General features: G+C 67.4%; 17 protein-coding genes. 4 read left to right on the forward strand and 13 right to left on the reverse strand.

All coding sequences use genetic code 11. The features are described 5' to 3' along the window. The first annotated feature begins 79 nt into the window (after positions 1 to 79). Positions 80 to 1,345: a DUF2254 domain-containing protein gene (locus NNY25_RS01090; protein WP_265569511.1), complete on the forward strand. Its 1,266-nt coding sequence runs from the start codon at positions 80 to 82 to the stop codon at positions 1,343 to 1,345. On the opposite strand, the gene NNY25_RS01095 is transcribed toward NNY25_RS01090, so the two are convergent. The 10 genes from NNY25_RS01095 to NNY25_RS01140 form a co-directional block, all read right to left on the reverse strand. Beyond that, positions 1,342 to 2,694 (reverse strand): DEAD/DEAH box helicase, encoded by a 1,353-nt coding sequence (locus NNY25_RS01095; protein WP_265569512.1) that lies wholly within the window; start codon positions 2,692 to 2,694, stop codon positions 1,342 to 1,344. The genes NNY25_RS01090 and NNY25_RS01095 overlap by 4 nt on opposite strands. Before the next feature lie 190 nt (positions 2,695 to 2,884). Continuing rightward, positions 2,885 to 3,946: a DNA replication/repair protein RecF gene (recF, locus tag NNY25_RS01100; RefSeq protein ID WP_265569513.1), complete on the reverse strand. Its 1,062-nt coding sequence runs from the start codon at positions 3,944 to 3,946 to the stop codon at positions 2,885 to 2,887. A gap of 137 nt (positions 3,947 to 4,083) precedes the next feature. Beyond that, a complete protein-coding gene (gene dnaN, locus NNY25_RS01105) occupies positions 4,084 to 5,187 on the reverse strand; it encodes a DNA polymerase III subunit beta (protein WP_265569514.1) in 1,104 nt (367 codons plus the stop codon). A 123-nt stretch (positions 5,188 to 5,310) separates the two neighbouring features. After that, positions 5,311 to 9,045 carry a PAS domain S-box protein gene (locus tag NNY25_RS01110; protein ID WP_265569515.1) on the reverse strand — a complete coding sequence of 1,245 codons (3,735 nt, stop codon included), beginning with the start codon at positions 9,043 to 9,045 and terminating at the stop codon, positions 5,311 to 5,313. A 143-nt stretch (positions 9,046 to 9,188) separates the two neighbouring features. Further along, positions 9,189 to 9,722 (reverse strand): fasciclin domain-containing protein, encoded by a 534-nt coding sequence (locus NNY25_RS01115; protein ID WP_265569516.1) that lies wholly within the window; start codon positions 9,720 to 9,722, stop codon positions 9,189 to 9,191. A gap of 14 nt (positions 9,723 to 9,736) precedes the next feature. Then, positions 9,737 to 10,711 carry a hypothetical protein gene (locus NNY25_RS01120; protein ID WP_265569517.1) on the reverse strand — a complete coding sequence of 325 codons (975 nt, stop codon included), beginning with the start codon at positions 10,709 to 10,711 and terminating at the stop codon, positions 9,737 to 9,739. Between the two features lie 54 nt (positions 10,712 to 10,765). Beyond that, complete coding sequence (locus tag NNY25_RS01125; protein ID WP_276591690.1) at positions 10,766 to 11,989, reverse strand: spinster family MFS transporter; 1,224 nt, start codon at positions 11,987 to 11,989, stop codon at positions 10,766 to 10,768. A gap of 29 nt (positions 11,990 to 12,018) precedes the next feature. After that, positions 12,019 to 13,188: an aminotransferase class V-fold PLP-dependent enzyme gene (locus NNY25_RS01130; protein ID WP_265569519.1), complete on the reverse strand. Its 1,170-nt coding sequence runs from the start codon at positions 13,186 to 13,188 to the stop codon at positions 12,019 to 12,021. Next, positions 13,185 to 13,946 (reverse strand): tryptophan 2,3-dioxygenase, encoded by a 762-nt coding sequence (locus tag NNY25_RS01135; RefSeq protein ID WP_265569520.1) that lies wholly within the window; start codon positions 13,944 to 13,946, stop codon positions 13,185 to 13,187. Before NNY25_RS01135 ends, NNY25_RS01130 begins: the two co-directional genes overlap by 4 nt. 64 nt (positions 13,947 to 14,010) lie before the next feature. Then, positions 14,011 to 14,472, reverse strand: coding sequence for an outer membrane protein assembly factor BamE (locus NNY25_RS01140; RefSeq protein WP_265569521.1), 462 nt, complete (start codon positions 14,470 to 14,472; stop codon positions 14,011 to 14,013). Positions 14,473 to 14,577: 105 nt separating this feature from the next. Here NNY25_RS01140 and NNY25_RS01145 point away from each other — a divergent pair, with 105 nt between their 5' ends. Next, on the forward strand, positions 14,578 to 15,093 hold the full coding sequence (locus NNY25_RS01145) for a ubiquinol-cytochrome C chaperone family protein (protein ID WP_265569522.1): 516 nt from the start codon (positions 14,578 to 14,580) through the stop codon (positions 15,091 to 15,093). After that, on the forward strand, positions 15,090 to 15,614 hold the full coding sequence (locus tag NNY25_RS11555; protein WP_265569523.1) for a YceD family protein: 525 nt from the start codon (positions 15,090 to 15,092) through the stop codon (positions 15,612 to 15,614). Before NNY25_RS01145 ends, NNY25_RS11555 begins: the two co-directional genes overlap by 4 nt. Positions 15,615 to 15,626: 12 nt before the next feature. On the opposite strand, the gene ssb is transcribed toward NNY25_RS11555, so the two are convergent. Continuing rightward, a complete protein-coding gene (gene ssb / locus NNY25_RS01155; RefSeq protein WP_265569524.1) occupies positions 15,627 to 16,118 on the reverse strand; it encodes a single-stranded DNA-binding protein in 492 nt (163 codons plus the stop codon). Positions 16,119 to 16,380: 262 nt separating this feature from the next. On the opposite strand from ssb, the gene NNY25_RS01160 reads away from it, so the two are divergent. Continuing rightward, positions 16,381 to 18,498 carry a TonB-dependent receptor plug domain-containing protein gene (locus tag NNY25_RS01160; protein WP_265569525.1) on the forward strand — a complete coding sequence of 706 codons (2,118 nt, stop codon included), beginning with the start codon at positions 16,381 to 16,383 and terminating at the stop codon, positions 18,496 to 18,498. On the opposite strand, the gene feoB is transcribed toward NNY25_RS01160, so the two are convergent. Further along, positions 18,495 to 20,345: a ferrous iron transporter B gene (gene feoB, locus NNY25_RS01165; protein WP_265569526.1), complete on the reverse strand. Its 1,851-nt coding sequence runs from the start codon at positions 20,343 to 20,345 to the stop codon at positions 18,495 to 18,497. The two genes, NNY25_RS01160 and feoB, sit on opposite strands and share 4 nt — an antisense overlap. Then, on the reverse strand, positions 20,342 to 20,611 hold the full coding sequence (locus NNY25_RS01170) for a FeoA family protein (RefSeq protein WP_265569527.1): 270 nt from the start codon (positions 20,609 to 20,611) through the stop codon (positions 20,342 to 20,344). Before NNY25_RS01170 ends, feoB begins: the two co-directional genes overlap by 4 nt. Positions 20,612 to 20,642 lie beyond the last annotated feature (31 nt).

Below are 20,642 nucleotides of genomic sequence, written 5' to 3' on the forward strand. Positions count from 1 at the left end.
TTTTTTTGCCTCCTCGATCCCGCTGTTGCGGGCCCTTTCGGCAACTTGTCGCGTTGGGCGTCAGAGCGAAGGAGGAACGATGCCCCACTGGCGCTGGATTTTGAGGGAATTGCTGTCGCGAATCTGGTTCCGCGCCGCGATGATCGCGTTCCTGTCGGTGTTGCTGGCCCTGTCCGCCGCGGCGCTCGCACCGATCATGCCTTACGACCTCAGCATCAAGATCGGTGCCAAGGCGACCGACAACATCCTCACCATTCTCGCCTCCTCGATGCTTGCGGTGACAACCTTCTCACTGACAGCAATGGTCACCGCCTTCTCGGGCGCGGCACAGCTCGGCACGCCGCGCGCCACCGAGTTGCTGATCGAAGACAAGACCGCGCAGAACGCGCTGTCGATCTTCCTCGGTGGCTTCCTGTTCGCGATCGTTGGCGTCATCGCGCTGTCGACCGGGCTCTACGGCGAACAGGGTCGCGCCATCCTGTTGATCGGCACGATCCTCATGATCGCATGGATCGCGGTCACGCTGCTGCGCTGGATCGGACGGCTTGCCTATTTCGGTCGGCTCGGCGACACGATCGCGCGGGTCGAGAGAAAAAGTCGTGACCAGCTGGAGGCCTATCCGGGCGCCCGCATCTTTTCTGGGCGAGCAGCGATCGCGATGCCGCCAGACGCGATTGCGGTGCCTGCAGAAGGCGCGGGCTATATTGCCCATGTCGACCGCCAGTCGCTCGCCGGGTTGGCGACCGAGGCAGGAGTCGAATTGGTCTTGTGCGCGCCGCCCGGCCAATTTGTGCGCAAGGGGTCGCCGCTGGCCTGGTCACGTCCCCCGGCGACAGGCCTCGACCATGAAAAGGTGCGCGCGCGTTTCACCGTCCACCGGTCCCGCGATCTCGACCAGGACCCGCGTTTCGGCATGGTAGTGTTATCGGAAATCGCTTCGCGCGCCTTGTCGCCCGCAGTCAACGACCCCGGCTCTGCTATCGCGGTGCTGGTGTCCGCGCAGCGTGTTCTTGAACGTTTTCTCGATGCGCCGAGCGCACCCGCTCCGTACCCCGGACTGCTCGACCACCCCCTTTCGCTCGAGGAAATGGTCGAGGACCTCGTCCTGCCGATCGCGCGCGACGGCGCCCATCTTGTCGAGGTCGGTATCCAGCTCCAGAAGCTGCTCGGCGGATTGGCCGAGACATTTCCGGGTGCGGCCGGCGCGATGGCAAGGCTCGCGAGTGACGCGCGCGGTCGGGCGATGGACGCTCTGAGTGCGAAAACCGACCGCGAGCGGCTCGACCGCGCTCACGGCGCGGCCTTTCCGTCCGAGGTCTTGCGGGCTGGTCCGTCCGTATCTTAGCCGCGGGCGCGACGAGGACCGCGACGCGGCCCCTTGTTGCCCGGCTTCTTGGGCTTCGCGCCTCCCGGGCGATGGCCGGCCGGCTTGATCGCATGTGCGGCCTTCTTCTTGCCGTGGCGCGGCGGACCACGACGCGGACCGCGACGTTCACGCTGCTCCTCGTCGCGCATGTCCTCGCGCACTTCCGGCATTGCCTGGAGCGCCTGCACCGTGCCCATGAAATTGTCGGGCAGCGGCACCGCACCGATGCGCTGCTTGATCAGCTTCTCGATGTCCTTGAGGTAGGGCCGCTCGTCCTCGGCGCAGAAGCTGTAGGCGATGCCCTCGCGGCCCGCACGCGCGGTCCGACCGATGCGGTGGACATACTGCTCGGGCACGTTGGGCAGGTCGAAATTGACGACGTGGCTGACGCCCGGAATGTCGATCCCGCGCGCCGCGATGTCGGTCGCGACGAGGATGCGGATGTCGCCGCGGCGGAAGGCCTCGAGCGCGCGCTCGCGCTGCGCCTGGCTCTTGTTGCCGTGGATCGCCACCGCTTCGATACCGGCTGCCTTGAGGCGCCGCACGATCCGGTCGCAGCCATGCTTGGTGCGCGAGAAGACGAGGCTGAGGTCGATCGGCTCGTGCTGGAAGAACAGGGTCAGCAGCGCCTGCTTTTCCTTCTGGTTGACGAACGTCACTGCCTGGCTGACGCGCTCGGCGGTCGAGGACACCGGGGTCACCGAGATCTCGACCGCGTTGCGGCAGTAGCGATCGGCCAGCTGGCGGATCTGCTTGGGCATGGTCGCCGAGAAGAACAGCGTCTGGCGCTTCTCGGGAATGATGTTCACGATCCGCTTGAGGTCGTGGATGAAACCCAGGTCGAGCATCTGGTCGGCCTCGTCGAGGACGAGGATCTCAAGCGCGGAAAGATCGAGCACGCGCTGGTCGACGAGATCGAGCAGGCGGCCCGGGGTCGCGACGAGAATGTCGAGACCGCGGCTGACTTCGCGGATCGAGCGCGGCACGGGAACGCCGCCGAAGATGACGCCGACGCGCACGTGCTGGCCCTGGGCATAGCCGCGCGCGGCAGTGGCGATCTGCGCCGCCAGCTCGCGCGTGGGCGCGAGGACGAGCATGCGCGCCCGCCCCGGCACGAGCCGCTGCGGCGCGCTGTCGACCAGCCGCTGGATGGTGGGCAACACGAAGGCTGCGGTCTTGCCGGTGCCCGTCTGGGCGATGCCGACGAGGTCCTTGCCCGCCAGCACGGGCGGAATCGCCTTCTGCTGGATCGGGGTCGGGTCGGAATAGTCGCGCGCTTCGAGCGCGGCGAGAATGGGCTGCGAAAGCCCGAGATCGGAGAATTTCATGCGAATACCTTGTGTCGAGCGCGCGCGAAAAGCCGCGCGACGCTGAAATTTCAGGGGGTGGATACCCCGCGTGATGAGAGGGCCATTGGTTGGCGGTGGCGCGCAGGGCGCTCCCCTTGGGGAGCATCACGCCGCTGGTCGGCGCGCCGATGTTGCGGTGCGATATAGGGCAATCCGTCTGAATTACCAGTTAATTCGCTTCGACCCGTCCGTCGGCCACATGAAAGCGGGTCCCTTCGACGCCGTCGAACAGCGCGGCTTCGGTTCCCGTCATCCACACCTGCCCGCGCCCTTCGAGCCTTTCGTAAAGTGCCTCGCGCCGTCCCGGATCAAGGTGCGCAGCGACCTCGTCGAGAAGCAGGATCGGCGCCATGCCGCGCCGCGTCTCGACCAGTTCGCCATGCGCCAGGACGAGGCCCAGGAGCAGCGCCTTCTGCTCGCCGGTCGACGACAGGCTGGCGGGTTGGTTCTTCTCGAGATGGGAGACTTCGAGGTCCTGGCGGTGTGGGCCGACGAGCGTGCGCCCGGCCTGCCCATCGCGCGTGCGCGAGGTACGCAACTGTTGTCGCAGGTCGCCGCCGTCATAGCCGGTGAGCACGAGGCCGGCTTTCGGGAAATTCCCTACGGGCGCACCCGCGACCGCCTCCGACAGTGACGCGACCGTTCTTTCGCGCGCCGCGTGAAGCGCCTCTCCATGCTCGGCCATACCGGCTTCGAGGCTGGACAACCAGTCGGGGTCGGCGCTCTCGGGTTCGGCGAGCAGCTTGTTGCGCGCGCGCATCGCGGCCTCGTAGCGGCTGGCATGGTGCCCGTGCCCCGGTTCGAGCGCAAGCGTCAGCCGGTCGAGGAAAGCGCGCCGCGCCGCCTTGCTGTCGGCGAACAGCCGGTCCATCGCGGGCGTCAGCCACAGGATGGCGAGCCGCTCGGCCAGTTGCGAGAGGGGGGCATTGGCCCCGTTGACTCTTAGCTGCCGCCGGTCGGGCGCGGCCGCGAGCGTGCCGGTACCAAGCTCGGTCCCGTCCTCCAGCCGCGCCGCCACGGAAAAGCCTCCGGGCCCGGCCTGCCGCGCCATGTCGCGCAGCGCCGCGCGCCGCAGTCCGCGGCCCGGCGCAAGCATCGACACGGCTTCGAGAATGTTCGTCTTGCCCGCCCCGTTGTCGCCCGACAGCATCACGAACCCCGGCGCCAGCCCGAGCAGCGCATCGGCGTGATTGCGGAAATCGGTGAGAGAGAGGCGCGAAAGGGCGGTCATGCCGCTTACTCGTAGCAGAACGGCGCGGGGCAGCCCGCGCCGTCAGACTGGATTGCTTCGCAACCCGCTGTCCGGTCTGCACCGTCTCTTCGCGTAGGCCTCACTCGCTTCGCTCCGCTTGGCCTACGCTCGGCGGTTTAGACACGCATCGGCATCAGCACGTAGAGCGCCTGGCTTTGGTCGTTCTCGCGCAGCAGGGTCGGCGCGGCGGCGTCCGCGAAGTGGACTTCGACCGTATCGCCTTCGATCTCATGGAGGATGTCCATGAGATAGCGCGCGTTAAAGCCGATCTCGAGCCCGTCGCTACCATAGTCGGCCGGCACTTCCTCGACCGCGACGCCGTTCTCGGGGCTGGTCACCGACAGCGTCACCTTGTCCTTGCCCAGCGCCATCTTGACCGCGCGGGTCTTCTCGCTGGCGATGGTCGCAACGCGGTCGACGCCGTCCATGAAGCTCTTGGGGTCGACCTTCATCAGCTTGTCGTTGCCGGTCGGGATGACGCGGTTGTAGTCGGGGAAGGTGCCGTCGATCAGCTTGCTAGTCAGGACCGCCGAACCCAGCCCGAAGCGGACCTTCGAGGCAGACAGCGAGATCTCGACCGTGCCCTCGACCTCGTCGAGCAGCTTGCGCAATTCGCCGACGCACTTCTTGGGGACGATGATGTCGGGCATGCCGTCGGCGCCCTCGGGCTTGTCCACGGTGACGCGCGCAAGGCGGTGACCGTCTGTCGCGGCGGCCTTCAGCTTGTCGTCGTCGACGTGAAAGAAGATGCCCATCAGGTAATAGCGCGTCTCTTCCGACGAGATGGCGAAGCGCGTCTTGTCGATGATCTGCCTGAGCGTCGCCGCAGGCAGTTCGAACCGGGTCGGCAGCTCGCCTTCCGCGATTACCGGGAAATCGTCGCGCGGCAGCGTCTGCAGATTGAAGCGCGCGCGGCCCGCGACGACCTGCATCTTTCCGTCGGCGGCGGTCAGTTCGACCTGCGCGCCCTCGGGCAGCTTGCGAACGATGTCGAAGAAGGTGTGCGCGGGCACGGTTGTCGCGCCGGCCTGCTCGACCTGGGCTGCGACCTTTTCGTCGACCTGGAGGTCGAGGTCGGTCGCCATCAGGCGCAGCGAGCCGTCGTCGCCCGCCTCGAGCATCACGTTGGAAAGGATCGGAATGGTATTGCGCCGCTCGACGACCGACTGGACATGGCCCAGGCTCTTGAGGAGCACCGCCCGTTCAAGTGTCGCTTTCATTGCTGATCCTAGCCCCCGCGTTTGAGTGATTGGTCACTCGTTATAGCGCGGCAACGCGATGGTGCCAGCCAAAAGACGCCCCGTACGCACTCGGGCCGGGTCCGTCGCTGCAACGAGACCGAATCAGGCTGTCCTTCGCGCCGATCGACCGCGTTTTCCCGCCTCGCCCTTGCCATCGTCCTCGCGTTGACGCAGCGCCGCGATCGCCTTTCGCGTGCGTGTCGCAGCCCCGTGAAGGGCCGCGAGGCATCGATGTGGGTCGGCGTCTTGCGCCTCGAACGCCTGCGCACAGCGCGCCAGCGCCTCGGCCCCTATACTGCTTGCAGCGCCCTTGAGGCTGTGCGCGATGCGCAGGACGGTCTCGCCCTCCCCCTCGGCGAGCGCCGCCTCGATGTCGCGCGGCCGCGCCTCGGCCTCGATGTCGAGCAGCCCGAGCAGGTTGTCGAGGCGCGCCTCTCCCAGCGCCGTGCGCAACTGCGCCAGCTGGTCGCGGTCGAACAAGGCGGGAGACGGCGGGAGCGGCGGCGCGGCCGATCGACGTTGCTCGTCTCCCTTGTCACCCGACGCCGCCAGCCCCGCGATCGCCGCCAACTGGTCGAGCAGCGCCGCTTGGTCGATCGGTTTGGTCAGAAAGGCGCTGAGGCCCGCACCGTCGTAGAAACGCCGCCGCTCCGGGCTAGCGTCGGCCGTGAGCGCAAGGATCGGGATCGCGGCGCACGGCCCGTCGGAGGCGCGGATCAGCCGCGTCGCGGCAAGTCCGTCCAGTTCGGGCATCTGCATGTCCATGATGATCGCGTCGTAGCGCTCCGCCCGGGCCGCCTCGACCGCGAGCCGCCCGTTCTCGACGCAAGTCACCCGGTGCCCGGCCGCGCGCAGCATCGCGCCGATCAGCATCTGGTTGACCGGATTGTCCTCGGCCACGAGGATCGACAGGACGCGTGGCGAGCGGATCGCGCCTGCGTCGGGTCCTTGCGCCTCGGCGCGCGCCGGGTCGCCCTTTTCCAGCCCGAGGTCGATGCGAAAGGTCGATCCTCGACCGAGCGCGCTGTCGAAGCCGATCGTCCCGCCCATCGCGCCGACCAGTCGGTTGCAAATCGCCAGGCCGAGCCCCGTCCCGCCGAAGCGCCTCGATGTCGTCGCGTCGGCCTGGCTGAACGGTTGAAACAGGCGCTCGGCCGCCGCGGGGTCGATCCCGATCCCGGTGTCGGCGACCCGAAGCGACAGGTGCAACCCGTCCGCCTCCCGGCGCGATCGTGCGGTCACAGTGACCGACCCGGCAGGCGTGAACTTGATCGCGTTGGAGACGAGGTTGCCGAGCAGCTGGCGCAGGCGAACCGGGTCTCCCTTCACGAACGGGTCGCCCTCGATCCGGTTCTCGAAGACAAGGTCGATCCCCTTTTCGCTGGCCGACGGCTCGTACAGCGCAACGGCGTCGGCAAGCATCGGGGACAACGCGAAATCGCGCCGCTCGATCTTCACCTTGCCGCTCTCCAGACGCGAGAAATCGAGAATGTCGTCGAGCACCGCCATCAGCAAGTCGGCGGACGTCTTGAGCATGCCGAGATAGCGTTCGCGGTCGGCCTGCCCAGGTTTGGCGAGCAATAGGTCGATCATTCCGAGCACACCCGTCATCGGCGTGCGGATCTCGTGGCTCATCGTTGCGAGAAACTGCGACTTGGCCTCGGCCGCCGACCGCGCCCGGTCGCGCGATGCGGCCAATTCGCGGTGTGCATTGCGCTGGACCGTGACGTCCCGAACGACGCCGACATATCCCTGAACCTCGCCCGCCTCATCGCGATCGGCCTGCAGCACCACCCTGAGATGCCTGACTTCGCCTTGCGCCGTCGCCAGATCGACGCTGCATTCGCATGCCCGCTCCGCGCGGCGCGCGCGCGCCAGCGTCGAGAGCAGGGTGCCGCGATCCGCGGGAACGAGGCAGCGCAACGCACGCCGCGCCGAGATCGCGTCGTCGCGTTCGATTTGCGTGATCGCATTGACCTGATGCGAATAGTCGAAGCTGCGCGTCCTCAGGTCGAGCCGCCAGTGCCCCACCCCCGCAAGGTCCTCGGCGAGGCTGAGGACGCGGTTGCTTTCGCGCAGCTTGGCTGCGGATTCGGTCGCGATCCTCTCCGCTTCGAAGCGGCGGTTGATGTCGCGCACGGTCGCGACCAGCTCGCGCGGATCCCCGGTTGCAGGGTCGTGAACCAGGCGAAAGCCCGCCTCGACCCAAAGGTAACGCCCGTCGCGATGGCGCTGGCGATAGCGCATCTGCGGCGTCCCGCTTCCGACGAGCAGGTCGCTAAGGGCATGGACGAGCATTTCCTGATCGGACGGGTGAACGTAATCGGAGAGGCGGTGGCCGACCATTTCCTCGGGCGCGAGTCCGAGGACACGTTGGGACGCACTGGACACGTAATGTTGCATCCCGTCGAGCCCGAGGCGGATCACGATGTCGCCGGCATTCTCGGTGACCAGTCGATAGAGTCCCTCGGATTCCACGAGCCGCTCTTCGGCGCGGCGACGCTGGGTGATGTCCGCGAGCCGCGCGACGAAGCCGCCGTGGTCCCCCTCGCGATCGGTTTCCGGATGGATCGACAGGTCCACCCAGGTCCGCGCTTGCGAGAAGTCGGTCGTGCGCGCGCCCCGCGGCTGGCCCGACACACCCCGTTCGATGCGCAGCGCGGCGAACTCTTCGCGGACGGGCTCCAGCGTCGCGCGTGCCCGGGCCCACAGTGACTGGGCCTTGCCTCGGTCCTCCGGTGCGATCGCGTCGAGCCAGCTGCCCTCGAGCAGGTCGGCGCGGGTCTGGCCGGTCAGGCGGAGCCAGCAATTGTTGACCCAGGTCGCCCGCCCCGCGGGATCGAGATGGAGGATGCCTGCCGGAGACGCCTCAGCGATCCGCAGGAACTTGCGCTCGCTTCGCTCGAAGGCGTCGCCCAGCCGGTCGCGTTCGCTGATGACCGCCCGCACCGGCAGCACGAGGAATACGAGTGTTGCGACGAACGTCTCGAGCGCCGTGATACGGATCGAGCGGTCGCTCGAAATCTCGGCAAGCGGCCCGAGTTCGAGGGCGGTCGCCCCGATCGCGATCGCGGAGCAACAGAAGATCGCCAGCGTCGCGGCCGGCAGGTTGAGGCGGAAAGCCGCCAGCACGAAGAGCGGGGCGAGCAGGAAGAGCAATGGCGGCTGGCCCTGGGTGAAGGCCGCCGCGCACAGCACCAGCAGCGCCGAGAACAAGGCAATGCCTTCCGCGGCGTCGCGCGGGCGCAAGGTCTTGCGAGCGCGCCACCAACTCCTCAAGCGGGGCGGGAGCGAGAGGAGCAACGGAGCGACGATCATCAGTCCCAGCGCATCCGAAACCGCCCAGCTCAAGTAACTCGGTACGAAGGGAGCGCCCTCGATGCCCACGAGCCAGGCCGACGCGATTGCGGCCGACAGGAGCGGCGCAAGGATCGAAGCAAGAAGGAGGCGCGCGATGGCTCGGCCCTGATCGAAACTTTGCGACGGGGCGAGCGCCGGCGCGACCATCGTCACGACAAGCGCGACCTCGGCAAGATTGGCAGTGCCCAGGGCGAGTGCCCGGGCAAGCGGGTCGTGATGTGCGAGATTCGCCGCGAGAAGGCCGACGAACGCCGCGACGGCAAGGCCGAGATGATGGCGTGGCGCCGCGCGCAACATGACGGCCACGGTTACCGCGTTGGACAACCAGACGACCGCGATCCGCCCGGACTCGCGCGTCAGCGTGATTCCGGCGAAGGCGATCGCGAACACCGAAAGCGCGAGGGCGAGCGCGACCAGCACAGGCAGGCCCGGTACGAGCCGGCGGATGACGGCGCTGGCGGGAAGGCGCAGTTGCACGTCCGTTCTCCTTCCATTCCCTTTTTGGGCTACGGAAATGCAAGCGAGAAGACGAGCAGCGTCCGATCCGTTCCGGACCAAAGAAGAGGGCGCCCCCCTTTTATGCGGGGAGGCGCCCTCGATTACCGCAACCGTTGGAAGCGTCAGCTCGGCATGAGCACGCCGTCGACGCGGTGGACGACCCCGTTCGAGCCTTCCACGTCGCTTTCGGTAATGCGCACCTCGCCGCCCGCACCGTCGGTCAGCACGATCGCCTCGCCGTCGCGTTTGGCGGTCAACGTGTCGGGACCGAGCGTGGGAAGCGTGGCGCTACCACCCCCGGCATCGATCGCCTTCCCGATATCCTCGGCGAGAATGGTGCCGGGCATGATGTGGTAGCTGAGCACCTGGCCGAGCTGCTCTCGCGCATCCTCGGCCATCAGCGCATCGAACGCCCCGGCGGGGAGCGCATCGAACGCCGCGTCGGACGGGGCGAGCACGGTGTAGGGGCCGACGCCCGAGAGCACGTCGCCGAGACCGGCCGCCTCGATCGCCTCGCCGAACTTGCCGTCCTTGCCCACCAGGTCTGACAGATCGGCGTCCGCCTCGACAGAGGTCGGCGCTTCTTGTGCCGGCGTCTGGTCCGAGCAGGCGCCAAGCGCCAGGGCCGCGCTTGCGGCCATGATCATGAAACGCATGGAGACTTCCTTCCTCAGATGATCGCCTTGACCAGCTCGGTCACGAGCATGGTGGTCGGATCGACGCGATAGATGTAGCCGTCATTGTAACGATACCAGTTGTCCGGCGTGTCATAATAGGTCGACCGGTAGGTCAGCGGGACGTTGTAGACCGAATAGGCATTCGGCATCGGCTGGCCTACCGCAAGATCGCCCGCAAGCAGCGCGACCACCGAACGGATCAGCTGTGTTTCCGGGTCGACCCGGTAGATCGCCCCGTCGCCGTAGCGGTAATACGGATCCGAATAATAGGTCCGGTACTGCATCGGCACGTTGTAGAAGTCGTAGGCCTGCGGATAGCGGGTCCCGACCGGATAATAATAGCCCGGGCGGTCGTAGAGCGGGATCAGGCCGCGCACGATCCCGTCCGAAGCGATGCGATAGATATAGTCGTCGCCCATCCGGTAGCGGAACCCGTCGTCATCCTCGTCGAACCAGGCGGCATAGGGCCCGACCAGCCGGCGGTCGGCATAGCTTTGCGGGATCTGCTGCCCCCACATCTTCTTTGCCTGCCCGGGCGGCATGCAGCCGTAGCTCATCGGCACGAGGCCCGGGGGACAGCTGGCAGCCGTTCCCAGCCCCGACGCGCCGTAACGCCACTTTGCCGAGGGATGGCGGTCGACCCTGACGTCGGCCTTGACCCGGCGCGCCGACACGGACGGCGCCTGACGGCGGCCGGGCTTGTCGACGACGAAGACTCGATCGCCGCGCTCGGCGCGGGCGTAGGAGCGCCCCCGTTCCTTCTCGACCTTTGCGCGCCCGCGCGACTCGGAGTCGTGGGAGACACGCACCCGATCGGCCTTCTTGGCCTTGTGTGACTTTTCCTTGCCGTGGCCGCCGCGATCCTGATGGCCGCCGCGGTCCTTGTCCTTGTTTCCGTGCCCCTGTGCAGCCAGTGGCGCGGTCACGGCGAGCGCCGCAGCGCCCGCGATCAAACTGAGATAACGCATGGATTCACTCCTCTCGGAGGCTCCAAACGGGCAAGTCGGGGGTCGCGTTCCCTCTCAGCGCTCGACGACGTCCCGATCCAGTCGACGCGAGGCGAGCCACATCAGGAATGCGGCGGCCGCGTAGACCGACGTGGCCAGCATCGCCGAGTAGCGGAGCGCCTCGTCACCGTAGACCGGGGTCAGCGCGTCGGAAATCTCGCCGATCAGCGGCGATCCGAGCCCCAGGCCGAGCAGGTTGTTGATAAACAGGAACAGTGCCGATGCCGTGGCGCGCATGCGCGCGGGAACCAGCTTGGTGATGGCGGTCACCACCGGGCCCAGCCACATGAGCGACAGCGCGGTCGGGACGAGAAACAGGAAGAAGCTGGCGGCCAGGTTGGTGCTCGAAAAGGCGAGCAGGTAGGCGGGCAGCGTCACCGCAAAGGCAATCGCGACCAGCTTCGCATAACCCCCGACGCGCGCCGCGCCGAGCCGGTCGCCCAGCACGCCCCCCGCATAAATACCGACCGCGCCGCCGACCCCGAACATGCCCGCCATGAGCCAGCTGCGATCGACCAGCGACAGTTCGAAACTGCGTGCGAGGAAGCTTGGGATCCAGAAGGCGAAACCATAGCCTGCCATGCTGGCGAGGCCAGCGCCGAACCCGAGCATCCAGAAGCTCGGCTTGGCGGCAACGGTGCGGAACACGGTGCCGACCGAGGGTGCCGCCTCCGACACGCCGTCGGCTGCATGGCCGTGGCCGGGATCGCGCACGAAGAATTTGAAGATGGGCGCGAAGACCAGTCCGGCCAGTCCGACCGCGATGAAGGCGGCGCGCCAGTCGACCGTGGCGGCGAGGAGGCCGCCGAACAGCACACCCAGCGCCGAGCCGAGCGGGATGCCGAGCGAGAAGATGGCGAGCGCCCGCGCACGTGCCTCGGCGGGATAGAGGTCGCTGATCAGCGAGTAGGCCGGTGCGGCCCCGGCCGCCTCGCCCACGCCCACGCTCATGCGCGCGAGGAACAATTGCCAGAAATTCATCGCCATGCCGCACAGCGCGGTCGCCCCGCTCCATAAGGCGAGCCCAATGGTGATGATCCAGCTGCGGTTCTTGCGGTCGGCGAGCAGCGCCACCGGGATGGCGAGCGCGGTGTAGAAGAGCGCGAAGGCCGTCCCGCCCATCCAGCCGAGCTGGCCGTCGGACAGCTTGAGGTCGAGCTTGATCGGTTCGGCGAGGATCCCGATGATCTGACGATCGATGAAGTTGAGCGTGTAGGCGATGACGAGCATCGCCATCATCACGGTGCGGTTGGATTGCGCGGCGCGGGTCACGCGAGGCCCTTCGCCATCGCGACGAACCGATCGATGTCAGCCTCGTCGTGATAGAGGCCGAGCCCGACCCGCAGCACGTCGCCGCGCACGTCGGTGATGCAGTCTTTCGCCTTGAGTTCATCGCACCAGCGCGCCGCGTCTGCGTGACGATAGGCGAGAAACCGCGCATGCGGATGACCGTCGAGCGGGTTGAGCAAGTCGGCCCCGGCAAACACGGTCTCGCCCAGCCCGTCGACAAGTTTCTCGTGGAGCTCCGCGACATGCGCATTGGTGTCGGCGACATCGATTGCTTCCGCGATCAGCATCCCGCGGATCGCATTCCAGCGGTAGAGGGCGGACGGATCGAACGTCGCGCCCATGAAACGCATCGCGTCCTCGGCATAGCCGACCATGCCGGGCGGCAGGGTGAGGTCCTCGAACTCGGCAAACCAGCCGGTGATCGGCGGACGCGGCCCGAAGCCCGGCGGGCAGGTCATGAACCCCATCCCCTCGCCCGCCATCGCATATTTGTAGCCGCCACCGAGATAGAAGGCCTTGTCCGCGTTGGCGCGCGAGAAGGGGTGTTCGAGCGCCATGAAGGCGTGATAGCCATCGACCGCGACCCACGGTCCCTCGGGACGCGCAAGCTCGCAGATAGGATCGACGGGATCGACGATCCGCCCGCTCCCGAACAGCACGTGGCTGACGAAGATCATGTCATGCGCGCCCGACGAAGCCGCTTCCAGGAAGCGCTCGGCAAAGTTGTCGAACGGTTCGACGGGGACCGTCTCGACCGCGATCTCACCCGCCTCGAGCCAGCGCGCGAACTGGCGCCGCGCGCTGTGGAATTCGCCGTCGGTGGTGAGGATGCGCAGCGCGCCGCCTGCACCGCGCGGACAGGCCGCGACCAGCCGCACGATGAGATCGTGCGTGTTGGCGGCGAACACGACCTGTCGCCAGGCCGCGGTGCCGAGACCGAGCTCGGCGGAGACGCCGGCGGCCGCCTCGGGCCACACCTCGCCCATCACCGTGTCCCACTTGGTGTCGGCCAGCGCGGCGGCATCGTCCCAGCAGCGCAACTGGCCCACGCGGCTCGCGTCGGGCCACAGGTGGTGACTGTGCGCGGCCATGTGGAGCCGCCCCGGGGCGGCGCTCAGGCTCGCCGAAAACAGGCGCTTGAAGCTCATATCTCGGTGCGCAGGTCCCACAGCAGCGGGAACGCCCGCTTGGTCAGCGTCGAGCGCAAGTAAGGCGCGCCGGCCGAGCCTCCGGTGCCGCGCTTCATGCCGATCACCCGCTCGACCATCAGCACGTGCCGGTGGCGCCAGGCGGCGAGCGCCTCGTCGATGTCGACCAGTTTCTCGGCCAGCCCGTAAAGCCCGACATGGGCATCGGCGTTGCGGTAGATGTCCAGCCACGAAGCGCGGATCGCGTCGTCGTCCGAGACATCGAACCCGCCGCGCCCGAGCGCCGCGACCGCCTCGTCCCACAGGCTCGGGTCCTCGAGCGCCTTCTCGAGCTTCCGGCGTGCCTCGCTGCCGCCCTCGTTGATTTCGAGATAGGCAGGATCCTTGATCCCGAGCCGATATTCGAGTTCGCGGAACTGCGCCGACTGGAAGCCCGATCCGGTTCCGAGCACGTGGCGGAACTTCATGTAATCGACCGGAGTCAGCGTGGTCAGCACGTCCCACGACAAGGTCATCACCGTCTGGATGCGACTGACCCTGGACAGCGTCTTGTGGACAAGCCCGAACTGGTCGTCGCGCAGCAGATCGATCGCGTAGGCGACCTCGTGAAGCAGCTGCTTGAGCCACAGCTCCTTGTTCTGGTGGATGATGATGAACAGCATCTCGTCGTGCATTTCCGACTGGGGATGCTGCGCCCCGAGCACGCGCTCGAGGTCGAGGAATTGGGCATAGGTCATGCCGGCGGGCTGGACGGTCATGCCGCTGGCTTACGCGCGCGAGCGCCCCCCGGCAAGGTGCCGTCCAGCGCCCGCGCGGGAAGGACTATTGGGTCTGTTCGGGGGCGAGCATGCCGGCCTGGCCGACGGAGCCGATATTGCCGAACAGTTCCTCGAAGAAGCTCTTCTCGCGGCCCAGCGTCGGGGTCTTGCCGCCGGCGGGGTCGATGTTGACCGCCAGTTCGGGGCCGCCGCGGTCGACCACGGCGACATTGCCGGCGTCGTCGAACTGGACGTGAATGATCGAGGCGTCAGTGAGCTTGGGCTTGCGGAACGCGAACTGCGAGGTCTGGCGCGTCACGTAATACCAGTTCTTGTCGTCGAACTGCCCGGTGAAGGTCGGGCGGCCAAGCGTGCGTTCGACCGAGGCCTTGTTGTCGATCCCGACTTCGACCGCGTCCACCAGCTCGGGCATCGCGATGTAGCCGCTCGAATCCCGGACGCCCGCACACGCCGCGAGCGAGACGCAGAGCGCCGCGGGAAGGAGGATACGCTTGAAGTCGACCATGTTGTGCCTCGCAAAAGAATCGTCGCGCCCTTGCGGCGCGCGTTTCGGCTCAATATGCGGGCCACGGCGGCTGGCGCAAGGGCGCCGTCGAAATAGGAGGGCACGATGCCTCGTCTCGCGACCCTGTTCAGGCGTAACGACACCAAGTGGCCCCGCGACGCCTACGCGGCGCTCGTTGCCGAAGCGCGCCAGCCCGACTGGTATCTCGGCGGCAAGGTGCCGGACACGATGGACGGACGCTTCGGTCTGCTCTCGACCCTCGTCGCGCTGGCGATCCTGCGGCTCGAGGACGGCGGCGAGGAGGCGGTCCATGCTTCGGTGCACCTGACCGAGCTCTTTATCGAGGACATGGACGCTCAGATGCGCCAGGCAGGGTTCGGGGATCCGTCGCTCGGCAAGCAGGTCCGCAGCCTCGTCGGGGCGCTGGCCGCGCGGGTCGAGCGCTGGCGGCCTGCCATCGCCGGCGGCGAAGGCTGGATCGAAGCCGTCCGCTGGAGCGTCTATCGCGACGCCGAGGCCGAAGAGAGCGCGCTGACGATGTCGAGCGAAAAACTGCGCCGCTTCCAGGAACGACTGGCCGGTGCGGACGATAGCGAGATCATCAGGGGACGCTGGCCGTGAGCGATTTCTTCGACCCCGTCCGGATCAACGCGATCCGCGACGGCGACCATCTTCATCTCGTCGCCGACGAGGAGGACCGCGCGGCGATCGCGAAGCGCCTGCGCCTCCTTTCGCTCGACCGTCTCGAGGCGCAGCTCACGCTGACGCTCGACGGCGCGACGATCACCGCGCGGGGCCGGGTGATGGCGGAAGCCGACCAGGCCTGCATCGCGACCGGCGACCCGGTGGCCGCGAGCATCGACGAGCCGTTCGACCTTCGCTTCGTGCCGAGCCCAAGCGGCGGCGATGCGGACGAGGAAGTGGAGCTTGGCGGCGAAGATCTCGACACGGTCTTCCACGATGGCGCGACCCTTGCCCTGGGCGATGCGATCGCCGACACGCTCAGCCTCGCGCTCGATCCCTATCCGCGCAGCGCGGGCGCCGATGCCGCATTGAAAGAGGCCGGCGTCCTCACCGAAGAGGAAGCCGGCCCGTTCTCCGCGCTCGCGGCGCTGAAGGAAAAGATGCAGAAGCCCGACTAGGCGGCGTGAGCCCTAGAAGGGCACGTCGTCGTCGAGGTCGCTGTCGAACGCCGCGGGCTGCGGGCGCTGCTGCTGCTGGCCGCCACCGCCGCCATAGCCGCCGCCACCGAAGCCGCCGCCCTCGTTGCCGTATCCGCTGCCTCCGCCGCCGCCTTCTCCGCGCGCGTCGAGCAGCACGAGTTCGCCGCGGAAGCGCTGCAGCACGATCTCGGTCGTGTACCGGTCGTTGCCCGACTGGTCCTGCCACTTGCGCGTCTGCAGCTGGCCCTCGAGATAGACCTTCGAGCCCTTCTTCAGATAGTTCTTCGCGACCCGGCCGAGATTTTCGTTGAAGATCGCGACCGAGTGCCACTCGGTGCGTTCCTGGCGGTTGCCGTCGCGGTCCTTCCACGTCTCCGAGGTCGCGACGCGCAGGTTCACCACCTCCCCGCCGTTGTTGAGGCTCCGCGCCTCGGGATCCGCCCCGAGATTGCCGACCAGGATGACCTTGTTGACGCCCGCCATATTCTCGTTTCCTTCGCTAGAATTTCGAGGATCAGGGATAGGCAGGCGCCGCCTCGAAGTCACGCGTCTTTTGGTCCGGACCGCGCGGCATCCGTTCGTCGCTGGTCGACGCCAACGCCCGTTGGACAAGTCCACTCGCCCGTTCATCGAACGGGCCCTTCAGGTTCATATGCCATTCAGCGCCTGAGCGCCTCCAGCAGTGTTGCGCGTCGGTGCCTCTCCCCAAAAGGCCGGCACGCTCAACAGGGCCAAGGAGAGCAGGATGCGAGCGACATCCATCACGACGATGACGAAATTCATGCTGGGCGCGAGCCTTGCCGCGATGACGCTGGCGAGCCCGGCATTTGCGTCGGGCGACACGCCCAGCGAGACGGGAGAGGAGGCGTTCGACCCGGCGACCAGCGAAGTCGTCGGCAGCCAGCTGGCGCTCGCCAACCGCGTCTTCACCTACGATGACCTCGCACAATACGCGCCCAAGAGCGCGCTCGACATGGTGCGCCAGATCCCGGGCTTCTCGATCAGTGGCACCGACCAGGGGCAGCGTGGCCTAGGCCAGGCCAGCCAGAACGTGCTGCTCAACGGGCAGCGCATGTCAGGCAAGTCGAACGACGCTGCCTCGGCGCTGTCGCGCATCGACGCCAAGGACGTCATCCGCATCGAAATCCTCGACGGCGCGACGCTCGACATTCCGGGTCTTGCCGGATCGGTCGCCAACATCGTCTATCGCGCCAGCTCGATCGGCGGAAACTTCTCGTACAGCGCGCAGCTGCGCAAGAATCTTCCCGACACGCTCTATGATGCCGAGGTCAGTCTCAACGGGCGAAGCGGCGCTACCGAATGGAGCGCGAGCCTGTCGAACGAGAGCCCGCGCCAGGGGCACTGGGGCCCCGAATATGTCTACGCCCCCGACGGCACGCTGCTGCTCAGCCGCGACGAATTCGGCCGCTACTACGGCGACCAGCCGCGCCTGCGCGCCTCGCTGTCGCGCACGGCGCTCAACGGCAACATCCTCAATTTCAACGCAACCGGCGCGCTCGAGCATCGACGCAACAGCATCGCGGGCGACATCTTCGACCCCGACGGGAACGCCCTCGGCGAGGAGCTCTTCCGGTCGAGCACGCGGGCGTGGGAGATGGAGGTCGGCGGCGATTACGAATTCGCGCTCGGCAGCGGCAGGCTCAAGACGATCGGCCTGCAGAGCTTCGAGCATTCGCCCACCATCAACCGCTTCGTCGCGATGAACGGCAATCGCGATCGCTTCGAGCAGACTCTCGACAGTTCGGAGAGCATCCTGCGTTCCGAATATCGCTGGAAGGGCGGGCCCGCCGACTGGCAGGTCAGCCTCGAGGGCGCCTACAACAAGCTCGACAGCGAGGCCTACCTGTTCCTCGAACCCGCCGGAATGGACGAGTTCGAGATCCCGCTCCCCGGCGCCAACGCGACCATCACCGAGAAACGCGCCGAGGCGATCGTCAGCTACGGGCGCCCGATCGCCGAAGGGCTGACAATGCAGCTCAACCTCGGCGCTGAATTCAGTCGCCTCGCGGTCTCCGGACAGGCGGGCGAGGGCTCGGGCGAATATGTACGTCCCAAGGGATCGCTGTCGCTCGCATGGCGCGCTTCGCCGACCCTGTCGGTCAATGCCGAGATCGAACGCCGCGTTGACCAGCTCAGCTTCTTCGACTTCCTCGCCGCGGTCGACCTCGCCGACGACGTCGATCGCGGGACCAATATCGGCCTCGTCCCCTCGCAGCGCTGGCGCATGCGCGTCGAGGCGTTGAAGCGCGTACCCGGCTGGGGTGCGATCAAGCCGTTCGTCGAATATGCGCGCATCGAGGACCTCATCGAGACGATCCCCATCTCCGACACGCAGGAAGCGCTCGGCAACGTGCCGCTCGCCACCGCGCTCTACATCGGGGGCGAAGGCACGCTGCAGCTCGACAAGCTCGGCTGGCGCGGCGCCAAGATCGACTTCAACGGGGGCTGGCAGGACACGCGGATCGAGGATCCGCTGCTCGGCACGACGCGCGAGATTTCCGCGCGCCTGCGGCACAACTACAACGTCAACCTGCGCCACGACGTGCCCGGGTCGAACTGGGCCTGGGGCGCGGGCATCTCGCAATTCCGCCAGAGCCCCTTCTATCGGCTCGAGCAGGTCTCGCGCAGCTGGAACAAGACCCCCAACGCCAACCTGTTCGTCGAGCACAAGGATGTCGCCGGGATGACCGTGCGGGCGAGCGTCTACAACCTTCTCGACAGTACCGACAATTACTGGCGCGAGGCGTATGTCGACCGGCGCGATGGCCCGCTCGCCTTCCGCGAGAGCCGCGCGCGCGAATATGGCCGCATCTTCGCCTTCTCGGTGTCGGGAAAAATCTAGCCGAGCCCGAAGGCGACCGCGGTCCAGTAGGTGATCCCGGCCGCCGCGTAGGCGATGGCGAACAGGTAGCCGGTCATGAAGAGCGGCCACTTCCAGCCATTCGTCTCGCGGCGGGTCACCGCGATGGTCGAGATGCACTGCGGCGCGAACACGAACCAGGCGAGGAAGGCGAGCGCGGTGGCAAGGCTCCAGCGACCCGCCAGCCGCTCCTCGAGCGTTTGCAGGCCCTCTTCTTCCTCGGCATCGAGCGCGTAGACCGTGCCGATCGCCGCGACTGCGACTTCGCGCGCGGCCATGGCGGGAAGCAATGCGAGGCTGATGTCGCGGTTGAAGCCGATCGGTGCGACCACGACCTCGATCCCTCCCGCGATCTTGCCCGCGATCGACGCCTCGACCTGGCTTTCGCCGGGGCCCGCTTTCGGGAAGCTGGCGAGCGCCCACAGGATGACCGTGGTCGCAAGGATGATCGTGCCCGCACGGCGCAGGAAGATGCGCGCGCGCTGCCACAGGCCGATGAGGACGTCGGCCAGTTGGGGCATCTGGTACTTGGGCAACTCCATCATGAAGCCCGAGCCCCCGCCCTTCACGACCGTACGGCGCAGCACCGTCGCGACGACGAGCGCGCCGACGATGCCCGCCAGGTAGAGCCCGAACAGGACGAGTCCCTGCAACCCGATGCCCGGTCCCACCGGCCGGTCGGGAATGAAGGCGGCGATGATCAGCGTGTAGACCGGCAGCCGCGCCGAGCAGGTCATCAGCGGGGCGATCAGGATCGTGGTCAGCCGGTCCTTGGGATCGTCGATGGTGCGCGTCGCCATGATGCCGGGCACCGCGCAGGCGAAGCTCGACAATAGCGGGATGAAGGCGCGCCCGTTCAAGCCCGCATGGCTCATGATGCGGTCCATCAGGAAGGCGGCGCGGACCATGTAGCCGGTGCTCTCGAGCACCAGGATGAACAGGAACAGGATCAGGATCTGCGGCAGGAAGACGACCACTGCGCCCACGCCCGCGAACAGGCCGTCGACGATCATCGACTTGAAGAGACCGTCGGGCAGCGTGCGCGCGACCCAGTCGCCCATCGCGATCACCAGCCCCTCGAGCCAGTCGGCGGGCGGCGCGGCCCAGGCGAACACCGCCTGGAAGATGGTGAACAGGACGACCGCGAGGATGGCCAGCCCCCACACCGGATGGAGGAAGATGCTGTCGAGGCGGTGGGTCCAGCGGCGCACCGGCGTCTCCGACACGATCGCGGCGAGCGCGATGCGGCGCGCATGACGCTGGAGCGCGAGCGGGTCTTCCTCGGGCCCCTCGCCGGCGCGAATCTCGCGCGGCGATGCGAGCGCCTCGTCGAGCCTGGCCTTGAGATCGTCGAGCCCGCGGCGGCGCACCGCGACCGTCTCGACCACCGGCACGCCGAGTTCCTCGGACAGCCTGGCCGAATCCAGTTCGAGCCCGTCGCGCTTGGCGAGGTCCATCATGTTGAGCGCCACCACCGTCGGCAGGCCCAGCCCGATCAGCTGCAGCGCGAAGCGCAGGTGGTTGTCGAGGTTGGAGGCGTCGAGCACGATCACGATCGCGTCGGGCAGCCGCTCATATTCGCCCTCGCCGAGCAGCACCGAGCGGGTGACTTCCTCGTCGGGACTGTGCGCCTCGAGCGCGTAGGCGCCCGGCAGGTCGACGATGTCGGCCTCGCCCGCACCGGGCAGGCCAAGCTTGCCGACGTGGCGCTCGACCGTGACGCCGGGATAATTGCCGACCTTCTGGCGCGCGCCGGTCAGCGCGTTGAACAGTGCGCTCTTGCCGGCATTGGGGTTGCCGGCGACGGCGATCAGCGGGCGGGAGGTCACGCGGCGCGGGGAATGACGCGAACCGCGGCGGCATGCGCGCGGCGGATGGCAACGGTCATGCGGCCGACACGCACCGCGAGCGGATCACGCCCGAACGGGCCCGAATGCAGCGCGGTCACGGCCACGCCCTCGTCGAACCCGAAATGCTTGAGGCGATTGGCATCGCCTTCGGCCAGCAACGACCAGTCGATCGAAGAAATCTCGGCCGACGTGCCGATCGCAAGCTGGTCGAGCGCCAGCGAATCCGAGGGGTGCGCCTTCGTCATTGCGACTGATTATCAATAACGAAGGCGCGAA

The organism is Sphingomicrobium nitratireducens (assembly GCF_026157035.1).
Classification (GTDB): Bacteria; Pseudomonadota; Alphaproteobacteria; order Sphingomonadales; family Sphingomonadaceae; genus Sphingomicrobium; species Sphingomicrobium nitratireducens.

Bases quoted from the DNA above. Each gene is read 5' to 3' on its own strand.
- NNY25_RS01115 (WP_265569516.1), bottom strand. From the start codon at position 9,722: ATGCGTTTCATGATCATGGCCGCAAGCGCGGCCCTGGCGCTTGGCGCC.
- NNY25_RS01140 (WP_265569521.1), bottom strand. From the start codon at position 14,472: ATGGTCGACTTCAAGCGTATCCTCCTTCCCGCGGCGCTCTGCGTCTCG.
- NNY25_RS01125 (WP_276591690.1), bottom strand. From the start codon at position 11,989: ATGATGGCGATGCTCGTCATCGCCTACACGCTCAACTTCATCGATCGT.
- dnaN (WP_265569514.1), bottom strand. From the start codon at position 5,187: ATGAAAGCGACACTTGAACGGGCGGTGCTCCTCAAGAGCCTGGGCCAT.
- NNY25_RS01095 (WP_265569512.1), bottom strand. From the start codon at position 2,694: ATGAAATTCTCCGATCTCGGGCTTTCGCAGCCCATTCTCGCCGCGCTC.
- NNY25_RS01145 (WP_265569522.1), top strand. From the start codon at position 14,578: ATGCCTCGTCTCGCGACCCTGTTCAGGCGTAACGACACCAAGTGGCCC.
- NNY25_RS01130 (WP_265569519.1), bottom strand. From the start codon at position 13,188: ATGAGCTTCAAGCGCCTGTTTTCGGCGAGCCTGAGCGCCGCCCCGGGG.
- NNY25_RS01170 (WP_265569527.1), bottom strand. From the start codon at position 20,611: ATGACGAAGGCGCACCCCTCGGATTCGCTGGCGCTCGACCAGCTTGCG.
- recF (WP_265569513.1), bottom strand. From the start codon at position 3,946: ATGACCGCCCTTTCGCGCCTCTCTCTCACCGATTTCCGCAATCACGCC.
- NNY25_RS01090 (WP_265569511.1), top strand. From the start codon at position 80: ATGCCCCACTGGCGCTGGATTTTGAGGGAATTGCTGTCGCGAATCTGG.
- NNY25_RS01135 (WP_265569520.1), bottom strand. From the start codon at position 13,946: ATGACCGTCCAGCCCGCCGGCATGACCTATGCCCAATTCCTCGACCTC.
- NNY25_RS01120 (WP_265569517.1), bottom strand. From the start codon at position 10,711: ATGCGTTATCTCAGTTTGATCGCGGGCGCTGCGGCGCTCGCCGTGACC.
- NNY25_RS01160 (WP_265569525.1), top strand. From the start codon at position 16,381: ATGCGAGCGACATCCATCACGACGATGACGAAATTCATGCTGGGCGCG.
- ssb (WP_265569524.1), bottom strand. From the start codon at position 16,118: ATGGCGGGCGTCAACAAGGTCATCCTGGTCGGCAATCTCGGGGCGGAT.